Below are 14,598 nucleotides of genomic sequence, written 5' to 3'. Positions count from 1 at the left end.
GGTGTTGCTGGACTGTTTCTGCTGACCGGTGGGTACTGGCCGGCTCGAGCTTAACCTGGCCGCTGCTTAGAGACGTAGGGATCACGGACCTCGATACATCCGCTTTTAAGCAGCCGTTCCACCACACAGACGCATAAAAGGCGATAAATACCGGCAAACCAGACGCAATACATCAGAGGTATTGCTTTTCTGACTGATCATCAGCACTATGACTCATGTCACCTCAGTGGTGACCCAACGACTTCGTAGGACAGGCGGAGCACGCCTTCCCGCTCCACTCGGGCACCGACAGAATGGACGCAGCATGAAACGCATTGGAGTCGACGTAGGCGGCACGTTCACCGACCTCGTCCTGTGGGACGACGACGGCACGGTCGTCGTACACAAGACCCCGTCCACCAACCACGACCCCTCGATCGGCACGATGGACGGAATCAAGGTCCTCGCCGAACGCGCAGGGATCGACCCGTCCGAGATCGATATGTTCTTTCACGGCACCACCGTTGCCACCAACATCGTGCTCGAGCACAACGGCTGCGACGTCGGCATGATCACCACCGAGGGTTTCCGCGACCTGCTGCACATCGCGCGTAAGAAGCGCCCTCTCAATTACTCGAACTACCAGGATCTTCCGTGGCAGAAGTGGCAGCTCGTGCCGCGACGCAACCGTCGTGTGGTCCCGGAGCGCATCGACGCCGCGGGAAATATTCTGACCCCGCTCGACGAAGATGCCGTGCGCGAACAGGTTCGGCTGCTGCGAGAGCGCGGCGTTCAGGCCATCGCCGTCGCCTTCCTGCACGCGTACCGCAACCCGACACACGAGCAGCGCGTCCGAGCCATCATCGAGGAGGAGTTTCCGGGCGTCTTCATCTCCTCTCCAGCGAGGTCGCGCCGCAATACCGCGAATACGAACGCTTTTCGACCGCAGCGCTCAACGCCTTCATCGGACCGAAGACCTCGAAGTACATCGAGAATCTGGCCGGTAAGGCCAAGGCGGCTCAGGTCGGCGAGGACGTGCATCTCATGACCTCCGCGGGCGGACTCGTCACCTCGCGCAGCGCCAGCGAAATCCCGGTCTCGCTCCTGACCAGCGGTGTTGTCGCCGGCCTGCTCGGCGGCTGCGCCATCGGCAAAGCGTCCGGGTTCCCCAGTGTCATCACTCTCGATGTCGGTGGCACCTCCGCAGACGTCGGCGTGGCACCGGACGGCGTCCTGCGCATGAAGCATCTGCTCGACACCCGGATCGGTGACTACCACGCAATGGTGCCGATGGCCGAGGTCGACACCATCGGCGCCGGTGGCGGTTCCATCGCCGTGGTCGACGACGGTGGCATGTTCCGCGTCGGACCAGGAAGTGCGGGTGCAGTTCCCGGTCCGGCGTGTTACGGACACGGCGGCACAGAACCGACCTCCACCGACGCCATGGTGATGATGGGATGGCTGCGCGAGAAGAGCTTCCTGTCCGGAACCATGGAGGTCAAGCCCGAGCTGGCACGCGAGGCGATTCAGACTCACATCGCCGACAAGCTCGACACCCCGCTCGACGACGCCGCAATGGGCATCTTCAAAATCCTCGCGCATTCGATGACCGAGGCGATCAGCCTGCACTCGGTGCGCAAAGGCTATGACCCGCGCGACTTCTCATTGATCGCCGAAGGTGGAGCGGGGCCGCTGTTCGCGTGGCAGATCGCCGACCAGCTCGGCATTCCGCGGGTGATTGTACCCGGTCACCCCGGCATCACCTCCGCCGTTGGCCTGCTCACCACCGACATCCGCTACGAGGAGCCGACGACGGTGTGGACATCGTCCGCCGACCCGAACATCGAGCTCCTGCAGGAGCAGATCGAGCGACTGTCCGCACTCGCCGTCGCGCAGCTCGAGAAGGACGGCGTTGCGGCAGAGCATATTTCGCTCGAACGCAGTGTCGACTGCCGTTACGTCGGCCAGGGTTACGAACTTCGCGTCGCCGCGCCGGACGGCGACGTAGACGACGTGTGGGTCAAGACTGTCGCCGAGGCATTCCACGACGTGCACGGACGCACCTACTCACAGCGGTTCGACGACAAGCCCGTACAGCTGATCAACGTCCGAGTCACCGGTGTGGGTGCGGTCCCCCACGTGCAGATCGCCGACATCGCCGTGGGCACCGCCGACTCCTCGGGCGCGATCAAGACGACCACGCAGGCGCTGTTCTGGCAGGACGAGACGTCCGCGCCGCAATGGGTGGACACCCCGGTCTACGAGCGGTCGTTGCTGTTGGCGAACAACGAGATCGACGGTCCTGCGATCGTCGAGCAATTCGATTCCACCACGATCATCGGCATGAATCAGCACGCCACCGTCGACGCCGTCGGCCACATCATCATCGAGAGGAACCCCGCATGAGCAAAGCGCTGATGCCCACCACCGGAGTGTCACTGGCGGGCGAATCCACTCGAACCTGGAACGACGTCGAGGTCGATCCCATCACGCTGCGCGTCATCGGCGGAGCCCTGCAGTCGATGGCCAAGGAGATGGCCCAGGTCCTCTACCGCATGGCGTACTCCTCGCTCATCCGAGAGTCCGAGGACCTCGGCGCGGGCATCTTCGACATCAACGGACGCGAACTGTGTGAATCGGATTCGACTCCGATGCACTGTGGTTCGATTCCCGCCTACATCAAGGGTGTCAACCGTCGCCTCGCCGGAACGTACAAGCCCGGAGACGTGGTGCTGCACAATCATCCGTACCACGGAGCGGCTCATTCCCCCGATTACGGCGTGATCATTCCGATCTTCTGGCAGGGCGAGCACATCGGCTTCGCCGGGTGTACCGGACACGTGTCCGACGTCGGCGGCAACTTCCCGGGCCTGTGCATGGATGTCGTCGACGTGTGGGCCGAGGGCAAGCTGATGGACTCGATGAAGATCTACGAGGCCGGGGTCCGCAACGACTACTTGATCCAGCACATTCTCGACAACGTCCGTACACCGGAGCAGAACCGCGGCGACCTCGAAGCACTGATCGCGTGCTCGCGGATCGGGGAGAAACGATTCACCGAGCTCCTCGAGAAGTACGGCCTCGACACCGTGATGAGCGCGGGCGAGCGCTGGATGGACTACTCCGAATCCATGCTGCGCAAGAAGATCCGAGAAATTCCGGACGGCAGCTACACCGCACCCATCGGGTATCTCGACGACGACGGTAAGAACCGCGGCGAACCGCTGAAGGTGGCCGTCCGAGTGCAGGTCGAGGGTGAGGACATTCTCATCGACCTCACCGGCTCGAACAGCCAAGTGCCCACCGCGTTCAACGTCCCGTTCGAGGGTTCGGTTCTGCCGGTGGCCGTCTCGGCCATTCGTACGATTCTGCTCGACGAGGACCTGACCGAGGAATTCGTTCCCCAGAACGACGGGTGCTTCCGACCCGTCAAGGCATATGCCCCCGAGGGCACGATCTTCAACCCGGACTTCCCCGCATCGTGCTTCGCGCGGTTCTCGCAGGTGAACCGCGTATTCGACTCGATCAACCTGGCGCTGGCCCCGGTGCTTCCCGATCACGCGATCGCAGGATCGTCCGCCGCTCTGTGCGCCATCGCCTATTCCGGTATCGCGCCGGACGGTGAATCCTATTGGGTCTACATCGAAATCAACGAGGGATCGTACGGCGGCCGCAACGGCAAGGACGGTATGGACGCCGTCGACGCCCTGATGGCCAACACTCGAAACAACCCCATCGAGGAGCTCGAACTCAATCACGCCATGCGCGCGTTGCGGTACGAGCTGCGCGACGAGGCTCCCGCGCCAGGGAAGTGGCGCGGCGGTATCGGCAGTGTGCGCAAGTGGTTGATGGAGACCGATACGTTCCTCGGTTCCGAGGCCGACAACCGGTCGGATCCGCCGGCCGGAGCCCTCGGTGGCCACAACGGTGTGTCCGGTTCGTTCACCAGAAACGCCGGGACCGATCGCGAGGAAGTGTTGTACTCCAAGGTCACTCAGGAGACGATTCGTTCCGGTGAAACGCTGGAGATCAAACTGCCCTCCGGCGGTGGATTCGGAAACCCGTACGAGCGTGATCCCTTCCAGGTGCTCAGCGACGTCTGGGACGAGTACCTCACCGACGACGATGCTCGACGCGACTACGGTGTGGTCGTGAACACCGATTCGTGGACGGTCGACGAGGACGCGACGGCCGAGCTGCGCGCCCGGAGCGCGGCCTGATCGAGGACGGGACCTTCGGCGGTGTCGTCCGGTGGATCGAGGACCGGAACGACACCCCGGGGCCCCTGTCCGGCCTGCGTATCGGCGTCAAGGACAACATCGACGTGGCCGGCATCGAAACCACCTGTGCTTCGGAGTTCTTCGAGGGCAACGTCGCCGCGTCGGACGCCGAGGTCGTCACCCGCCTGCGACGCGCAGGCGGGTCGGTGGTCGCGAAGCTGAACATGGCCGAGTTCGCCGTGGGCGTCACCTCGCAGAACTCGGCGGCCGGCCCGTCGTACAACCCGTGGAAACCCTCTCGGGTCCCCGGCGGATCGAGTGGCGGCTCCGGGATTGCCGTCGCCGCCGGGTTGGTCGACGCATCCCTGGGCACCGACACCGGCGGGTCGGTTCGCCTACCCGCCGCGGCGTGCGGAATCACCGGCCTTCGCCCGAGCTGGGGATCGATCAGCAACAACGGTGTGTTCCCGGTCAGCGAGCCATTCGACACCGTAGGCCCCATGGCGCGGTCGGTCGCGGAGGTCAAGGCTCTGTTCGACGTCCTGTCCCCCAGTCCATCCGAGCCCTCGGAGGTCACGCGTATCGGTGTCCCGACCGTGTTCCTCACCGCGGACGTGGAATCGGGCGTCGCGCAGACCGTCGCAGCCGCGGTGCGAACATTCGCCGAACTGGGGTATGAGATCGTCCCCATCCAACTCGAGCACGCCGCCGACGCCCAGGACATCGTCTACACGATCGTGTACGGCGACCTCGCTCGCTGCCATCGGCACCGGCTCGACACCGAGCCTTCACGCTTCCAACCCGCGACCCATGAGCGAATAGCGTTGGGCCTGAGCATCTCCGAGTCCGACCGTGCCCGTGCATTCGCCGGCCGTGATCTGTTCCGCGAGGCCATGACCGCCACGTTCGCGACGGTCGACGTGGTGTTGACCCCGGCCATGCCTGTCGACGTTCCCCCGAGGGACGGGGGTGACGACGTGGTCGCGCTCTCACGCCGGATGGGACAATTCACGTATCCGTGGTCGTTGCACGACGGCCCGACGCTGGCTCTGCCGGTCGGGTTCCACCCGTCCTCGGGCATGCCGGTGGGAGCGCAACTCACCGCGGCGGCGCACCGTGAAGGTGCGTTGTTCGGTGTCGGCGAGCGCTATCAGTCGGTGAGCTACTGGCATCGGGCAATACCACCGCATACATCAGATCTTTAACCGGAACTGTTCGCTCTTGGATGCGACTTTGTCCGATTTTGACCCGCCTTGACGCCTTAAACATCTTATGTTTAGGTAAGAGACAGCTGTTACGTACGTCTCACTACGGGTGGGCATGCGACAGCCGACACTCCCACTTCGGCACCGTCACGCCGATCATCCAGCGAGGACGCAGATGCACTTACGCCGAGCCACGTCCATCATGGCACCACTGACGCTGTCCACCGCATTGGTGGCCTGTGGATCCGATCCCGGTCCTGACGCGGACCCGGCCAACCCGGTCACGATCGACGTCACCGTCTCGGCAGCGGCCGAAATCTACAGCATCCCTTGGCTTGTCGCGCAAAAGCAGGGTCTGTTCGAGAAGCACGGTGTGATCGTGGAGAACATCGTGCCGGGCAAGGGCGGCAGCGCCACCATGCGCACGCTGCTCGACGGCAACATCCCCATCGGTGAAGTCAGCTACCCGTCGATCGTGCAAGCCGACGCGGCCGGTTCCGAACTGCGCATCGTCGGCGGCGGCACCCAGGGGCCGTATCCGATGAATTTCTACGCGCTCGCCTCGAACCCGAACATCAACTCCATCGAGGACGTGCGCCGGTGGGCCTACACCCGGCCCAACTCGGCGTCCGACGCCCTCACCCGCCTCATTCCCTCACTCGCGGGCGTCGACGCCGGCCAGATCGAGCGTGTTGCGTCCGGCGGAATCGGCGAGGGCTTCGCGCTTCTCGAAGCAGGGAACGTCGACATCGCCCTCGTCCCCTCGATCGTCGCCGAACAGCGGCCCGAGGACTTCAAGCTGATCGTCAGCAGTCCCGACTACATGTCGCGATTCCTCCAGTCGACGATCACCACGACCAAGGACTACGCCGCGAGCAATCCCGGGGTCGTGCGCGCCATCAACGCCGGCTACACCGAGGCAGTCGCGTCGATCAAGGCCGATCCTGTTGCAGCAGCAGAGATTTACGCCAACTACACCGGCTTCGACGTGGAGTCGGCCACGGCAGTGGTCGAACGAGCGTCCTCGGTCGGCACGTGGGGCGGCGGCTTCGATACAGCGTCCGTCGAATCCGCCCAGGACGGCGTCGAAGCGTCGGGGAGCGATCGCGTACCCAATTTCTGCACCCTGTTCGACCCGGAGTTCCTCGCCGAAGGAGTCGAGAACGATGTTCCCGGCGACTGCGACTCCTGACAGCATTTCCCACCACCAGAAGGTAGCGACGTGACCCAAGCAGCGACTCGACCCCGCCCCGACACCACCTCGGCCATCGCCGTCGCATCCTCGGTGTCGAGACACTTCGGCGACGTGACGGCCCTGCACGAGATCGACTTGTCCATCGGCAGAGGCGAATTCGTCTCCGTCGTCGGCCCCAGTGGCTGCGGCAAGTCGACTCTGCTCGAGGTGTTCGCAGGCCTGCAGGATCACGACGGCGGCACCGTGCAGATCGACGGTCGGCCGTTGACCGGACCCCGCTCCAAAACTGCGGTGATCTTCCAGGAATCGGCGACGCTGCCCTGGCGGACCGTCCGCGACAATGTCGCATTCGCCCTCGAAGTCCGCGGGGTCGGCAAGAAGGAGCGTCGAGCCCGCGCCGACGAGCTGCTGAACACTGTGGGGCTGAGCAAGTTCGGCGACCACTACCCCACCCAGTTATCAGGCGGTATGCGCCAGCGTGTGGCCATCGCGCGGTGCCTGTCCATGGAGCCCGACCTCATACTCGCGGACGAGCCTTTCGGTGCACTCGACGAGCAGACGCGACTGGTCATGTCGTACGAGCTACTCAAGATCGTCGAAAAGCTCACGTGCGGAGTCCTGTTCATCACCCACAGCATCCAGGAAGCGGTGCTGCTCTCCGATCGCGTGCTGGTGATGAGCGCGCGGCCCGGTCGATTCATCGACGAGGTGGACGTCGATCTGCCGCGCCCCCGATCCGAGGACGTACTGGCCAGTCCCGAGGCTGTCGCTCTGCACGAACGCATCTGGTCGCGGCTGCGGGACGAGGCCAAGAAGACGATGAGCATCGAACCATGAGTGCGCCCACGCGCGAGACCACGCGCGCCTCCGTGGTCCCCGGATACATCCGGCCTGCCCCCTCCACCCAACTCGGCCTCCCTGCCTGGGGATGGACGGTGCTCATCCTCGTCGTGGCACTGGTGCTCATCGACATCTCGGCACGATTCTTTGCCTCACCCCTGGACATCGTTCCGGTGACCGACATGATTTCGACGTCGCTGGGCCTGCTGACCGACCCGGACTTCCTCATCGACGAGTTGGGCCGAACGCTCGGCATCATCGTCCTCGCCTTTGTGCTCAGCTCCGTACTCGGTGTCGCCGCCGCATACGTCCTGTGGCGATACGAGTTGTGGGACAGAGCGTTTCAGCCGTATCTCAACATCTACTACGCCGTCCCGACGTTTGCGCTCTACCCCATCATGGTGGTGCTGTTCGGTGCCGGTGTGGCTCCGATCGCCATTCTGTCCACCATCTTCGCCTTCGGTGTGGTGGCGTTGAATGCACGTACCGGATTCAATGCGGTGTCGCCGATCGTCACCAAGCTCGGCAAGACACTGATGCTCACACGGTGGCAGTACTTTCGATCGGTTCTGCTGCCGTATGCGTTGCCGAGCATCGTGACCGGACTCAAGCTGGGGCTCTCGTACGCCGTCATCTCGGTGTTGGCCAGTGAGTTCATCCTGTCGACGCAGGGTCTGGGGCACTTCATCTCCATTGCCTACGACGGGTTCGACATCGCCGACATGTACGCCGGGATCCTCATCGTGGCGCTGATCGCTTTGCTCTCGACCTCACTGATCTCGCTCGCGCTCAACCGATTCGATTGGAGGCGCCGCTGATGAGCAGCACCTTGGACAGAGTAGCCACCACCCCCACCGCTCCCCCGAAGGTCGCCTCGTCCGCGGGCCGCGACAACGCCCGACGGTTCCTCCCACCTCTGGTCGTGGCCGTGATCGCGGTCCTGATCTGGTGGGTCGCGGCGGTTCTCGTCGACAGTCTCATCTTCCCGACGCCTGCCGAGGCCATGGCCTCGCTCGTCGAGGACCTGGGCAAGGCAGACTTCCGAGCCAATGTCGGTGACTCGCTGCGCATCCTCGTGCTCGCGTTCCTCGCCAGCACGGTCGTGGGTTCGCTCCTCGGCCTGACACTGGGACTGAGTCCGTTCTGGACCCGGACCATCGCCCCGATCGTGTACTCGATCAACGGCATCCCGAAGATCGTGCTGTACCCGATCTTCCTGTCGTTCCTCGGAATCGGCGCATTGAGCCGGTTCGGATTCTCTTTCTACGCAGCCTTCATCCCGATGTTCCTCGTCGCTGTCGAGGCCACCGCATCTGTCCAACGAATCCACCTGAAGATGGCGGCGTCACTGCGGGTGAGCTGGCCCAGGTTGATCCGTCAGATCGTTATTCCCGCGGTGCTACCGGCGTTGGCGACGGGTATGCGCATGACTTTCGGCCTGGCGTTCCTGGGACTGCTTCTGGCCGAGATGTTCTCGTCATCCAGCGGCATCGGATACGAACTGCTGCGCAACGTCAGCCTGGTACGCATGGAGAACATCATGGGCACGGTTGTGCTGATCCTCGTGATGGCACTGCCGCCCACCATCGCCCTGCAATGGTTGGAAAGTCGTATCACCTCGAAATACGGCGGTCGGTGACGAGAGAGCAAACGCGCGCAGGCCAACCGGGGTTTAGGTGGGCCTGAACGAGCGGTCAGGCTGGCCATCGAAGACGCCACTCTTGTCGAAGCCTTGATCCACATGGGCTCGGCTGTACCGCGTTCACAACACGAGCTTGCGCGGAGCGACGTTGGCGCTCAAAGGCTTCGATTATGGCACGGTAGTTCACTAGTTGGACGCCAAGAGAAAAACCCACCCGCCGATCAAAACCAGAGGTGAGACCACTGCTGGTGACGCTCCAAAAGTATGACGCCAAGTCCAACCCCGGGCCAGCCGTGGAATCGCCCGATCACCTGCGATGCCGTACTGATGGGCGTGCCTGCGCAACGAGAACGTTGTGAGAATAGCAGCAGCCACTGAAAAAAATACCAAAGCAGCAAAGATAATTCCGAGAACTGGTAGCAGACCATGCATCGCTTCGAAGTCTGATTGGTAAGGCCGAGCTTGATTGGAGGACGTCGGAAGGCCCGCGACCAAAAGAGCATTCGCGGCAAACAAGAATGCTTCGCAGGACATCAACCAGGAAACTCGGTGATGGATCAGATCTGTCTCGCGTTCAATCTGGTGCCTGACTACTTGGTATGCTTCTAGCTTCCTGGCTTCCATTTCATCGTAATTCTCCTCGTCCACCCGAATGACCGCCATGACGTTCCTCCCCCAGTGACCGACCAGTGAGGCAGGCGGTCTGACTGAAAGCATCATACGTAAAAATTGGTTGACCACAACCTGATAGGGAAGACTAGGGAACGCTGCCGAACAGGGGGATCTGTCGGATTGCATGAATCTGCTTGCCAAGCCCGATGATCACCGTATCGGCCGCTCTCGTGGTTGGTTGAGCAGGAAGATTCACTACCTCACTGCTGGAAACGGTTTGCCGTTGGTGGTTCTCATCGGTGCCGGGCAAACGGGTGACGGTCCGATGCTCCTGATTCTGTTCTCGCATTTACGGATCGAGCGGGAGGGGCGCATCGGCGCGTACTGACCCGGATGCGGAGTTCGGAGACAAGGCGTAGTCCTCGCGTGCAATTCGTGCGCTGTTTCGGTCGCGGCGAATCGGGGCGGTGATCTCGGAGCCGCGAGATTAGCAGGGTCATCGGTGTAATCGGGGCAGCGGTTGTGGTCGGCCACCGAAGTTCGATTCGCAGAAATGCAAAGGCCGCAATATAGTTGAGCGCCTTTTCTATGCTGTCGAACAGTGGCGTGGACTTGCCACCCGGTAGAACAAACTGGTGCCAACGTACCGGGCGGGCGCGGTTCTACATGCGGCCTTCCCGTGGTCGCGCCAGATCATCCGTTGGGAGACACGCCTTAGTTGGCCGGGAACTGCCTGCTGTTCGGCTTAGGTTCTCGTTCGTCAGCAGGTGTCGGCCGTCGTGGTGACGGATGACCGGACGATCGGCGTCGTGCGCATCCACCACCCGTTGCGCCATGGACTCGCACATCTGTCGCCGAATCTCGTGGAGACTCATCCACTTGACTTCACTGCTTTCGACAGTTGGGCAGGGTTCGCCAGACAATAGTTCACAACTAAACACCAAGGCGACATACCCCATCGACATGTTCTTGTAGACGCCAGTCAGGCGGGTTGGCCGAACTGTTACGCAGGTCTCTTCCAACACCTCGCGTATTAACCCGGCTTCGATCGTTTCGTTGCCTTCCAAAATACCGCCGGGAACTTCCCATACAGCGTTGTCGGCGCGCCGAATCACAAGGAAAGCATCTATGGCGGCATTGAATACGACACCTGAAACGCTTACGGAATGTCGATACCCCACTCTCCGAACCTCTCTTTCCTGCCCGATGCCTAGTCGGGCATCAACGACTCTGCTCGCGCAGCCTATAGGCATAGGAGCATTATTCAAGTGGGGAAGGCCAGCAAAGTAGTTCGCAAAGCTTGGAATGCCCTCGCTTTGGCACGGAATGTTGCCAGATTCGCATCCGAACCGGTCGCTGATTCTCAATGCGCCCCGCTTCCCCGACTCTGCTTACGCGGATCGGTATCCATCCTTCTACCGTCGTCGCACCTTCGTTGCGCCAAGCAGAAGTTCAGTACACCATTATTTGCTCGCCCCTTCATGATCCTCCTCGCGTTCAACTAATTCGGCTAGCGGCACCAGCACGATTGCAGTTGCTCGCCCGGGCTTGGTACTGGTTCAGAGCCATTGCAACGCTGTTCTATTCGATCGACAGCAACCCGAAGATCTTGTTGTACCCGTTCTTCCCGTCCGTAGAATCGGTGCTCTGAGACGGTTCGGACTCCAGTTCTACTCCAGGTGCATTCCAATGTTGCTGGCACTGCCCGCGTAGGCGACGGGTATGCGCATGACCTCCGGTTTGACGTTTCTGGGACTACCTCTCGCCAAGATTTTCTCGTCGTCCAGCGGCATCGGATACGAACTCCTGCGCAACGTCAGCCTGGTGCGGATGGAAAACATCATGAGCACTGTTGTGTTGATCCTCGTGATGGCACTGCCGCCGACCATCGCCTTGCAGTGGTTGGAAAGTCGCATCACCTCGAAATACGGCGGTCGGTAACCGCCGTAGATCGGCGCACGCCGGGAGGGCTGCGGTCAGTCACTCGAACGCAGCACCGACGGCCGACCGGACCAATGCTGATACCGCTGGCGATCGGACTCCGGACGGCCACGCGATGATCGTCGTGATCATCGGCGCATCGGACACAGGCACGGCCACGTGCTCGGGCCACTGCCACGCCCGACTCGATGATGGAATGACCAGCAGCGCCTGGCACAGCGCGACTAGTTGGGCGATCTGCGATTGAGCACGCACCTCAGGCCCGGGTCCCTTCGGATACGTTCCGTCGAGCTGTGGCCACCGAGCCATCGGCAGATCCGCCACCTCACGGATATCGTCCATGACAACTTCGTCCTTTGAGGCCAAGGGGTGATCACGCGGAACAATCGCGACCTGGCCCTCGGTGAGGAGTCCTCGGAGTCAAACCCGACGAGGTCATCGACGGGGCGATGCATCAACGCCACATCGGCATCACCGCGGCCAAGATATCCGGCCTCCTCACCGACTTCACACAACATGACATCCACGTCAGCGGGGTACGCATCGAGAACGCCGCGTAGGAGCTCCTGGGACGCACCGGCTTTGGTCACCAGTTTGACTCTGGTGCCGGCGGCTCGTGCTCGCTGCGCTGCCGCTGCGACCGCGTCGAGCGCGGTGGCAGCGTCCCTCAGGAGCACCGCACCGGCAGCAGTAAGGGCGACTCCGCGACGATTCTGATCCAGGAGGGCGACCCCGAGTCGGCGCTCCATCCTGCTGATCGCCCGCGACAGCGGTGGCTGGGCGATCCCAAGCCGTTGCGCTGCGCGTCCGAAGTGCAACTCCTCGGCAACGGCGATGAAGTACCGGAGTTCGCGAGTTTCGAGATCGTCAACTCCGACAGCACAGCTGTGATACCCGTTGAGTATCAGAGGTTGGTCGATCGGTATTGGACGCACTTGCTCTCGACGCCGACCATGGATCGCATGACGACAAAGACCGCGCTGATCACCGGCGCCAACAAAGGGATCGGCTTTGCTATCGCACACGGACTCGGAATGCAGGGAATCAGAGTAGGTGTCGGGGCCCGCAACGATGCACGACGACAGGACGCGGTGGACAAGCTTCGTGCCGAGGGCATCGACGCGTTCGGAGTCCCCCTTGATGTCGCGTCGGATCACAGCGTTGCCGCCGCCGCCGACTTGATCCACGACCTGGACATACTGGTGAACAACGCGGGCATCTCCGGCGGCGACCAACAGAATCCGACGACGCTGGATATCGACGTATTGCGGACTACGCTGGATACCAACGTATTCGGGGTCATCCGAGTGACGAACGCACTAGTTCCGACGCTTCTTCGATCCGCCTCGCCACGCATTGTCAACGTCTCGAGCAACATGGGCTCGCTCTCGCTACAGACCGGCCCGATCATGGCGGCCTACGCTCCATCCAAGACCATGGTGAACGCGATGACCGTGCAATATGCACGGCAGCTCGCGGACACTGCGGTGATCGTGAATGCATGCTGCCCGGGCTATGTGGCAACGGATTTCACCGGATTCGCGTCCACTCGCACGCCCGAGGAGGGTGCGCAGATCGCACTGAAGCTCGCCACCCTGCCCGACGACGGCCCGCGGGGCGGGTTCTTCGACGACGCCGGATCGGTGGCCTGGTGAGCGGAGGCCATCCGCAACAACGTTGGTTTAGTGCCGGGCGCATAGGTGTCTTCGGTTGTAACGCCGCACGCAAAACCCCGATAGTCAACGGGCTCGCGAGAGAGCTCATACTCTAAACAGATCGGAATGTAGCGTTGCGTGTTTCGTTGCTGGTCGCCGTTGTGTCAGGCCTGCTGATCTTGAGCGGCTGCAGCTCAGCCGCAACATCGAGTGCCCCCAACCCTGGATCGACCACTTCGTCGACTTCCGCCACCGTCCCTACCCCGGCGGTAACCAGTAGCTCGGAACCTACGCCCACCCTCACTCCTGTAGAGAGTCCGGTGGCCGACATCGAAACTGCGCCTACCCCGGCCGAGCCCTTCGTTGTCGAGTGTCTGTTCGGGACCCCAGGGCCTGCCCGATGGAGCGACAGCACCACGCGTTTTTCGCAGTGGTGTTTCGATGAGCTGGACGGCGATGGATATCTGCGGTCCGAACGAGAAGCCAACACATTCGAGTGCGACGGCTACGTATGTCGGAACCCGTACAACGGAACGACCTATCCCGATCCGGATGCGGTGACTCCGGTACCTACAGGCACGACGTCCGGCCGCGGATATTCTTGTAACTCGAACGAATGTTATTGGTCTGACGGCTCATTCGTGATCGGAGCAGATCGGTGCGGCATTGCGTGCGGAGAACCGCCGACATCGGGCGATATCCAGACCCGATTGGGCTGCGAGGCTGGGTACATCACCGATCCCGATCTGTGCACGTCCGTGGGCAACTAAGATCCGGCGCATTCGCGTTGTAACACTTCCGCCATTAAAACCGACCACATGGTCGTAACTGTCTGGCTCAGTGCCGGGCACCAGACCCGCGGCATTCGAGAGAGACAAACGATGAGCAACCAATTCCACAACAGCCCGAACTACGGCACGATCAACATCCATCAGACAACCCATGTCGGATTCGTTGTGCCACAACGTTCTTGGCCGCGTCGCCATCCGATATTGACCGCGTTCCTGGTGCTGCTCGCCATCGGGTTCGTGGGATCCAATCCATGGGTGCTGTTCGTCGTCGCGGCGATCTGGATCGGCATGAAGATCTACAAGTCCAACGAGGCGAAGAAGTTGGCTGCCCAGCAGGAACAACAGCGTCTGATCGACAGCGCGAACGCTCAGAATGAGGCCTTCCTGCAGGGCCACCAGTTCGGCACACACGGTCACTTTCCGACACAGCCATAACGCCCTAGCCGCGGTCGATCGGCTCAGAACGACTATCTGAGCTGATCGGCGGCGATGCGAAGTCCAATACTGATGCGGTCGGC

At 62.1% G+C, this 14,598-nt stretch carries 15 protein-coding genes and 1 pseudogene; 12 read left to right on the top strand and 4 right to left on the bottom strand.

Features of this window, described 5'->3' with window-relative positions:
* The first annotated feature begins 304 nt into the window (after positions 1 to 304).
* The 8 genes from QM590_RS21300 (at position 305) to QM590_RS21265 (ending at position 9,078) form a co-directional block, all read left to right on the top strand.
* Entirely contained in the window at positions 305 to 1,027 is a 723-nt protein-coding gene (locus QM590_RS21300; protein ID WP_269596319.1) for a hydantoinase/oxoprolinase N-terminal domain-containing protein, read from the top strand.
* Positions 943 to 2,385: a hydantoinase/oxoprolinase family protein gene (locus QM590_RS21295; protein ID WP_269596332.1), complete on the top strand. Its 1,443-nt coding sequence runs from the start codon at positions 943 to 945 to the stop codon at positions 2,383 to 2,385. Before QM590_RS21300 ends, QM590_RS21295 begins: the two co-directional genes overlap by 85 nt.
* Positions 2,382 to 4,199 (top strand): hydantoinase B/oxoprolinase family protein, encoded by a 1,818-nt coding sequence (locus QM590_RS21290; protein WP_269596318.1) that lies wholly within the window; start codon positions 2,382 to 2,384, stop codon positions 4,197 to 4,199. The genes QM590_RS21295 and QM590_RS21290 overlap by 4 nt, the downstream gene beginning before the upstream one ends.
* Entirely contained in the window at positions 4,145 to 5,404 is a 1,260-nt protein-coding gene (locus tag QM590_RS21285) for an amidase (RefSeq protein ID WP_269596317.1), read from the top strand. The genes QM590_RS21290 and QM590_RS21285 overlap by 55 nt, the downstream gene beginning before the upstream one ends.
* Before the next feature lie 202 nt (positions 5,405 to 5,606).
* Entirely contained in the window at positions 5,607 to 6,596 is a 990-nt protein-coding gene (locus tag QM590_RS21280) for an ABC transporter substrate-binding protein (RefSeq protein ID WP_269596316.1), read from the top strand.
* Positions 6,597 to 6,626: 30 nt separating this feature from the next.
* A complete protein-coding gene (locus tag QM590_RS21275; RefSeq protein ID WP_269596315.1) occupies positions 6,627 to 7,436 on the top strand; it encodes an ABC transporter ATP-binding protein in 810 nt (269 codons plus the stop codon).
* A complete protein-coding gene (locus tag QM590_RS21270; RefSeq protein WP_269596314.1) occupies positions 7,433 to 8,257 on the top strand; it encodes an ABC transporter permease in 825 nt (274 codons plus the stop codon). The genes QM590_RS21275 and QM590_RS21270 overlap by 4 nt, the downstream gene beginning before the upstream one ends.
* The gene (locus tag QM590_RS21265) at positions 8,257 to 9,078 is read left to right on the top strand and encodes an ABC transporter permease (RefSeq protein ID WP_269596313.1); all 822 of its coding nucleotides are present in this window, start codon (positions 8,257 to 8,259) and stop codon (positions 9,076 to 9,078) included. The genes QM590_RS21270 and QM590_RS21265 overlap by 1 nt, the downstream gene beginning before the upstream one ends.
* A gap of 189 nt (positions 9,079 to 9,267) precedes the next feature.
* On the opposite strand, the gene QM590_RS21260 is transcribed toward QM590_RS21265, so the two are convergent.
* Entirely contained in the window at positions 9,268 to 9,744 is a 477-nt protein-coding gene (locus QM590_RS21260) for a hypothetical protein (RefSeq protein WP_269596312.1), read from the bottom strand.
* 133 nt (positions 9,745 to 9,877) lie between these two features.
* Between QM590_RS21260 and QM590_RS21255 the strand changes: the two genes are divergently transcribed.
* Positions 9,878 to 10,081 carry a hypothetical protein gene (locus QM590_RS21255; protein WP_269596311.1) on the top strand — a complete coding sequence of 68 codons (204 nt, stop codon included), beginning with the start codon at positions 9,878 to 9,880 and terminating at the stop codon, positions 10,079 to 10,081.
* A 274-nt stretch (positions 10,082 to 10,355) separates the two neighbouring features.
* Here QM590_RS21255 and QM590_RS21250 read toward each other — a convergent pair whose 3' ends face one another.
* Positions 10,356 to 10,874: an NUDIX hydrolase gene (locus QM590_RS21250; RefSeq protein WP_269596310.1), complete on the bottom strand. Its 519-nt coding sequence runs from the start codon at positions 10,872 to 10,874 to the stop codon at positions 10,356 to 10,358.
* A gap of 541 nt (positions 10,875 to 11,415) precedes the next feature.
* On the opposite strand from QM590_RS21250, the gene QM590_RS21245 reads away from it, so the two are divergent.
* The gene (locus tag QM590_RS21245; protein WP_283279303.1) at positions 11,416 to 11,634 is read left to right on the top strand and encodes a hypothetical protein; all 219 of its coding nucleotides are present in this window, start codon (positions 11,416 to 11,418) and stop codon (positions 11,632 to 11,634) included.
* 39 nt (positions 11,635 to 11,673) lie between these two features.
* On the opposite strand, the gene QM590_RS21240 is transcribed toward QM590_RS21245, so the two are convergent.
* Positions 11,674 to 11,976, bottom strand: a complete 303-nt coding sequence (locus tag QM590_RS21240; protein ID WP_269596334.1) for a type 2 periplasmic-binding domain-containing protein — start codon at positions 11,974 to 11,976, stop codon at positions 11,674 to 11,676.
* A 398-nt stretch (positions 11,977 to 12,374) separates the two neighbouring features.
* Positions 12,375 to 12,569: pseudogene (locus QM590_RS21235) on the bottom strand (LysR family transcriptional regulator); the annotation flags it as partial.
* Between the two features lie 27 nt (positions 12,570 to 12,596).
* On the opposite strand from QM590_RS21235, the gene QM590_RS21230 reads away from it, so the two are divergent.
* Complete coding sequence (locus QM590_RS21230) at positions 12,597 to 13,289, top strand: SDR family oxidoreductase (protein WP_269596308.1); 693 nt, start codon at positions 12,597 to 12,599, stop codon at positions 13,287 to 13,289.
* Between the two features lie 881 nt (positions 13,290 to 14,170).
* Positions 14,171 to 14,515 carry a hypothetical protein gene (locus tag QM590_RS21225; protein ID WP_269596307.1) on the top strand — a complete coding sequence of 115 codons (345 nt, stop codon included), beginning with the start codon at positions 14,171 to 14,173 and terminating at the stop codon, positions 14,513 to 14,515.
* Positions 14,516 to 14,598: the final 83 nt, after the last annotated feature.

Origin of the sequence: Rhodococcus sp. IEGM 1372 (genome assembly GCF_030056835.1) — a bacterium.
Lineage (GTDB): Bacteria > Actinomycetota > Actinomycetes > Mycobacteriales > Mycobacteriaceae > Rhodococcoides.
This window is presented reverse-complemented; position numbering and strand designations above follow the sequence as displayed.

Coding starts and splice junctions, on each gene's coding strand:
- QM590_RS21300 (WP_269596319.1), top strand. CDS start 305: ATGAAACGCATTGGAGTCGACGTAGGCGGCACGTTCACCGACCTCGTC.
- QM590_RS21290 (WP_269596318.1), top strand. CDS start 2,382: ATGAGCAAAGCGCTGATGCCCACCACCGGAGTGTCACTGGCGGGCGAA.
- QM590_RS21280 (WP_269596316.1), top strand. CDS start 5,607: ATGGCACCACTGACGCTGTCCACCGCATTGGTGGCCTGTGGATCCGAT.
- QM590_RS21270 (WP_269596314.1), top strand. CDS start 7,433: ATGAGTGCGCCCACGCGCGAGACCACGCGCGCCTCCGTGGTCCCCGGA.
- QM590_RS21265 (WP_269596313.1), top strand. CDS start 8,257: ATGAGCAGCACCTTGGACAGAGTAGCCACCACCCCCACCGCTCCCCCG.
- QM590_RS21260 (WP_269596312.1), bottom strand. CDS start 9,744: ATGGCGGTCATTCGGGTGGACGAGGAGAATTACGATGAAATGGAAGCC.
- QM590_RS21255 (WP_269596311.1), top strand. CDS start 9,878: ATGAATCTGCTTGCCAAGCCCGATGATCACCGTATCGGCCGCTCTCGT.
- QM590_RS21245 (WP_283279303.1), top strand. CDS start 11,416: ATGCGCATGACCTCCGGTTTGACGTTTCTGGGACTACCTCTCGCCAAG.
- QM590_RS21240 (WP_269596334.1), bottom strand. CDS start 11,976: ATGGACGATATCCGTGAGGTGGCGGATCTGCCGATGGCTCGGTGGCCA.
- QM590_RS21230 (WP_269596308.1), top strand. CDS start 12,597: ATGACGACAAAGACCGCGCTGATCACCGGCGCCAACAAAGGGATCGGC.
- QM590_RS21225 (WP_269596307.1), top strand. CDS start 14,171: ATGAGCAACCAATTCCACAACAGCCCGAACTACGGCACGATCAACATC.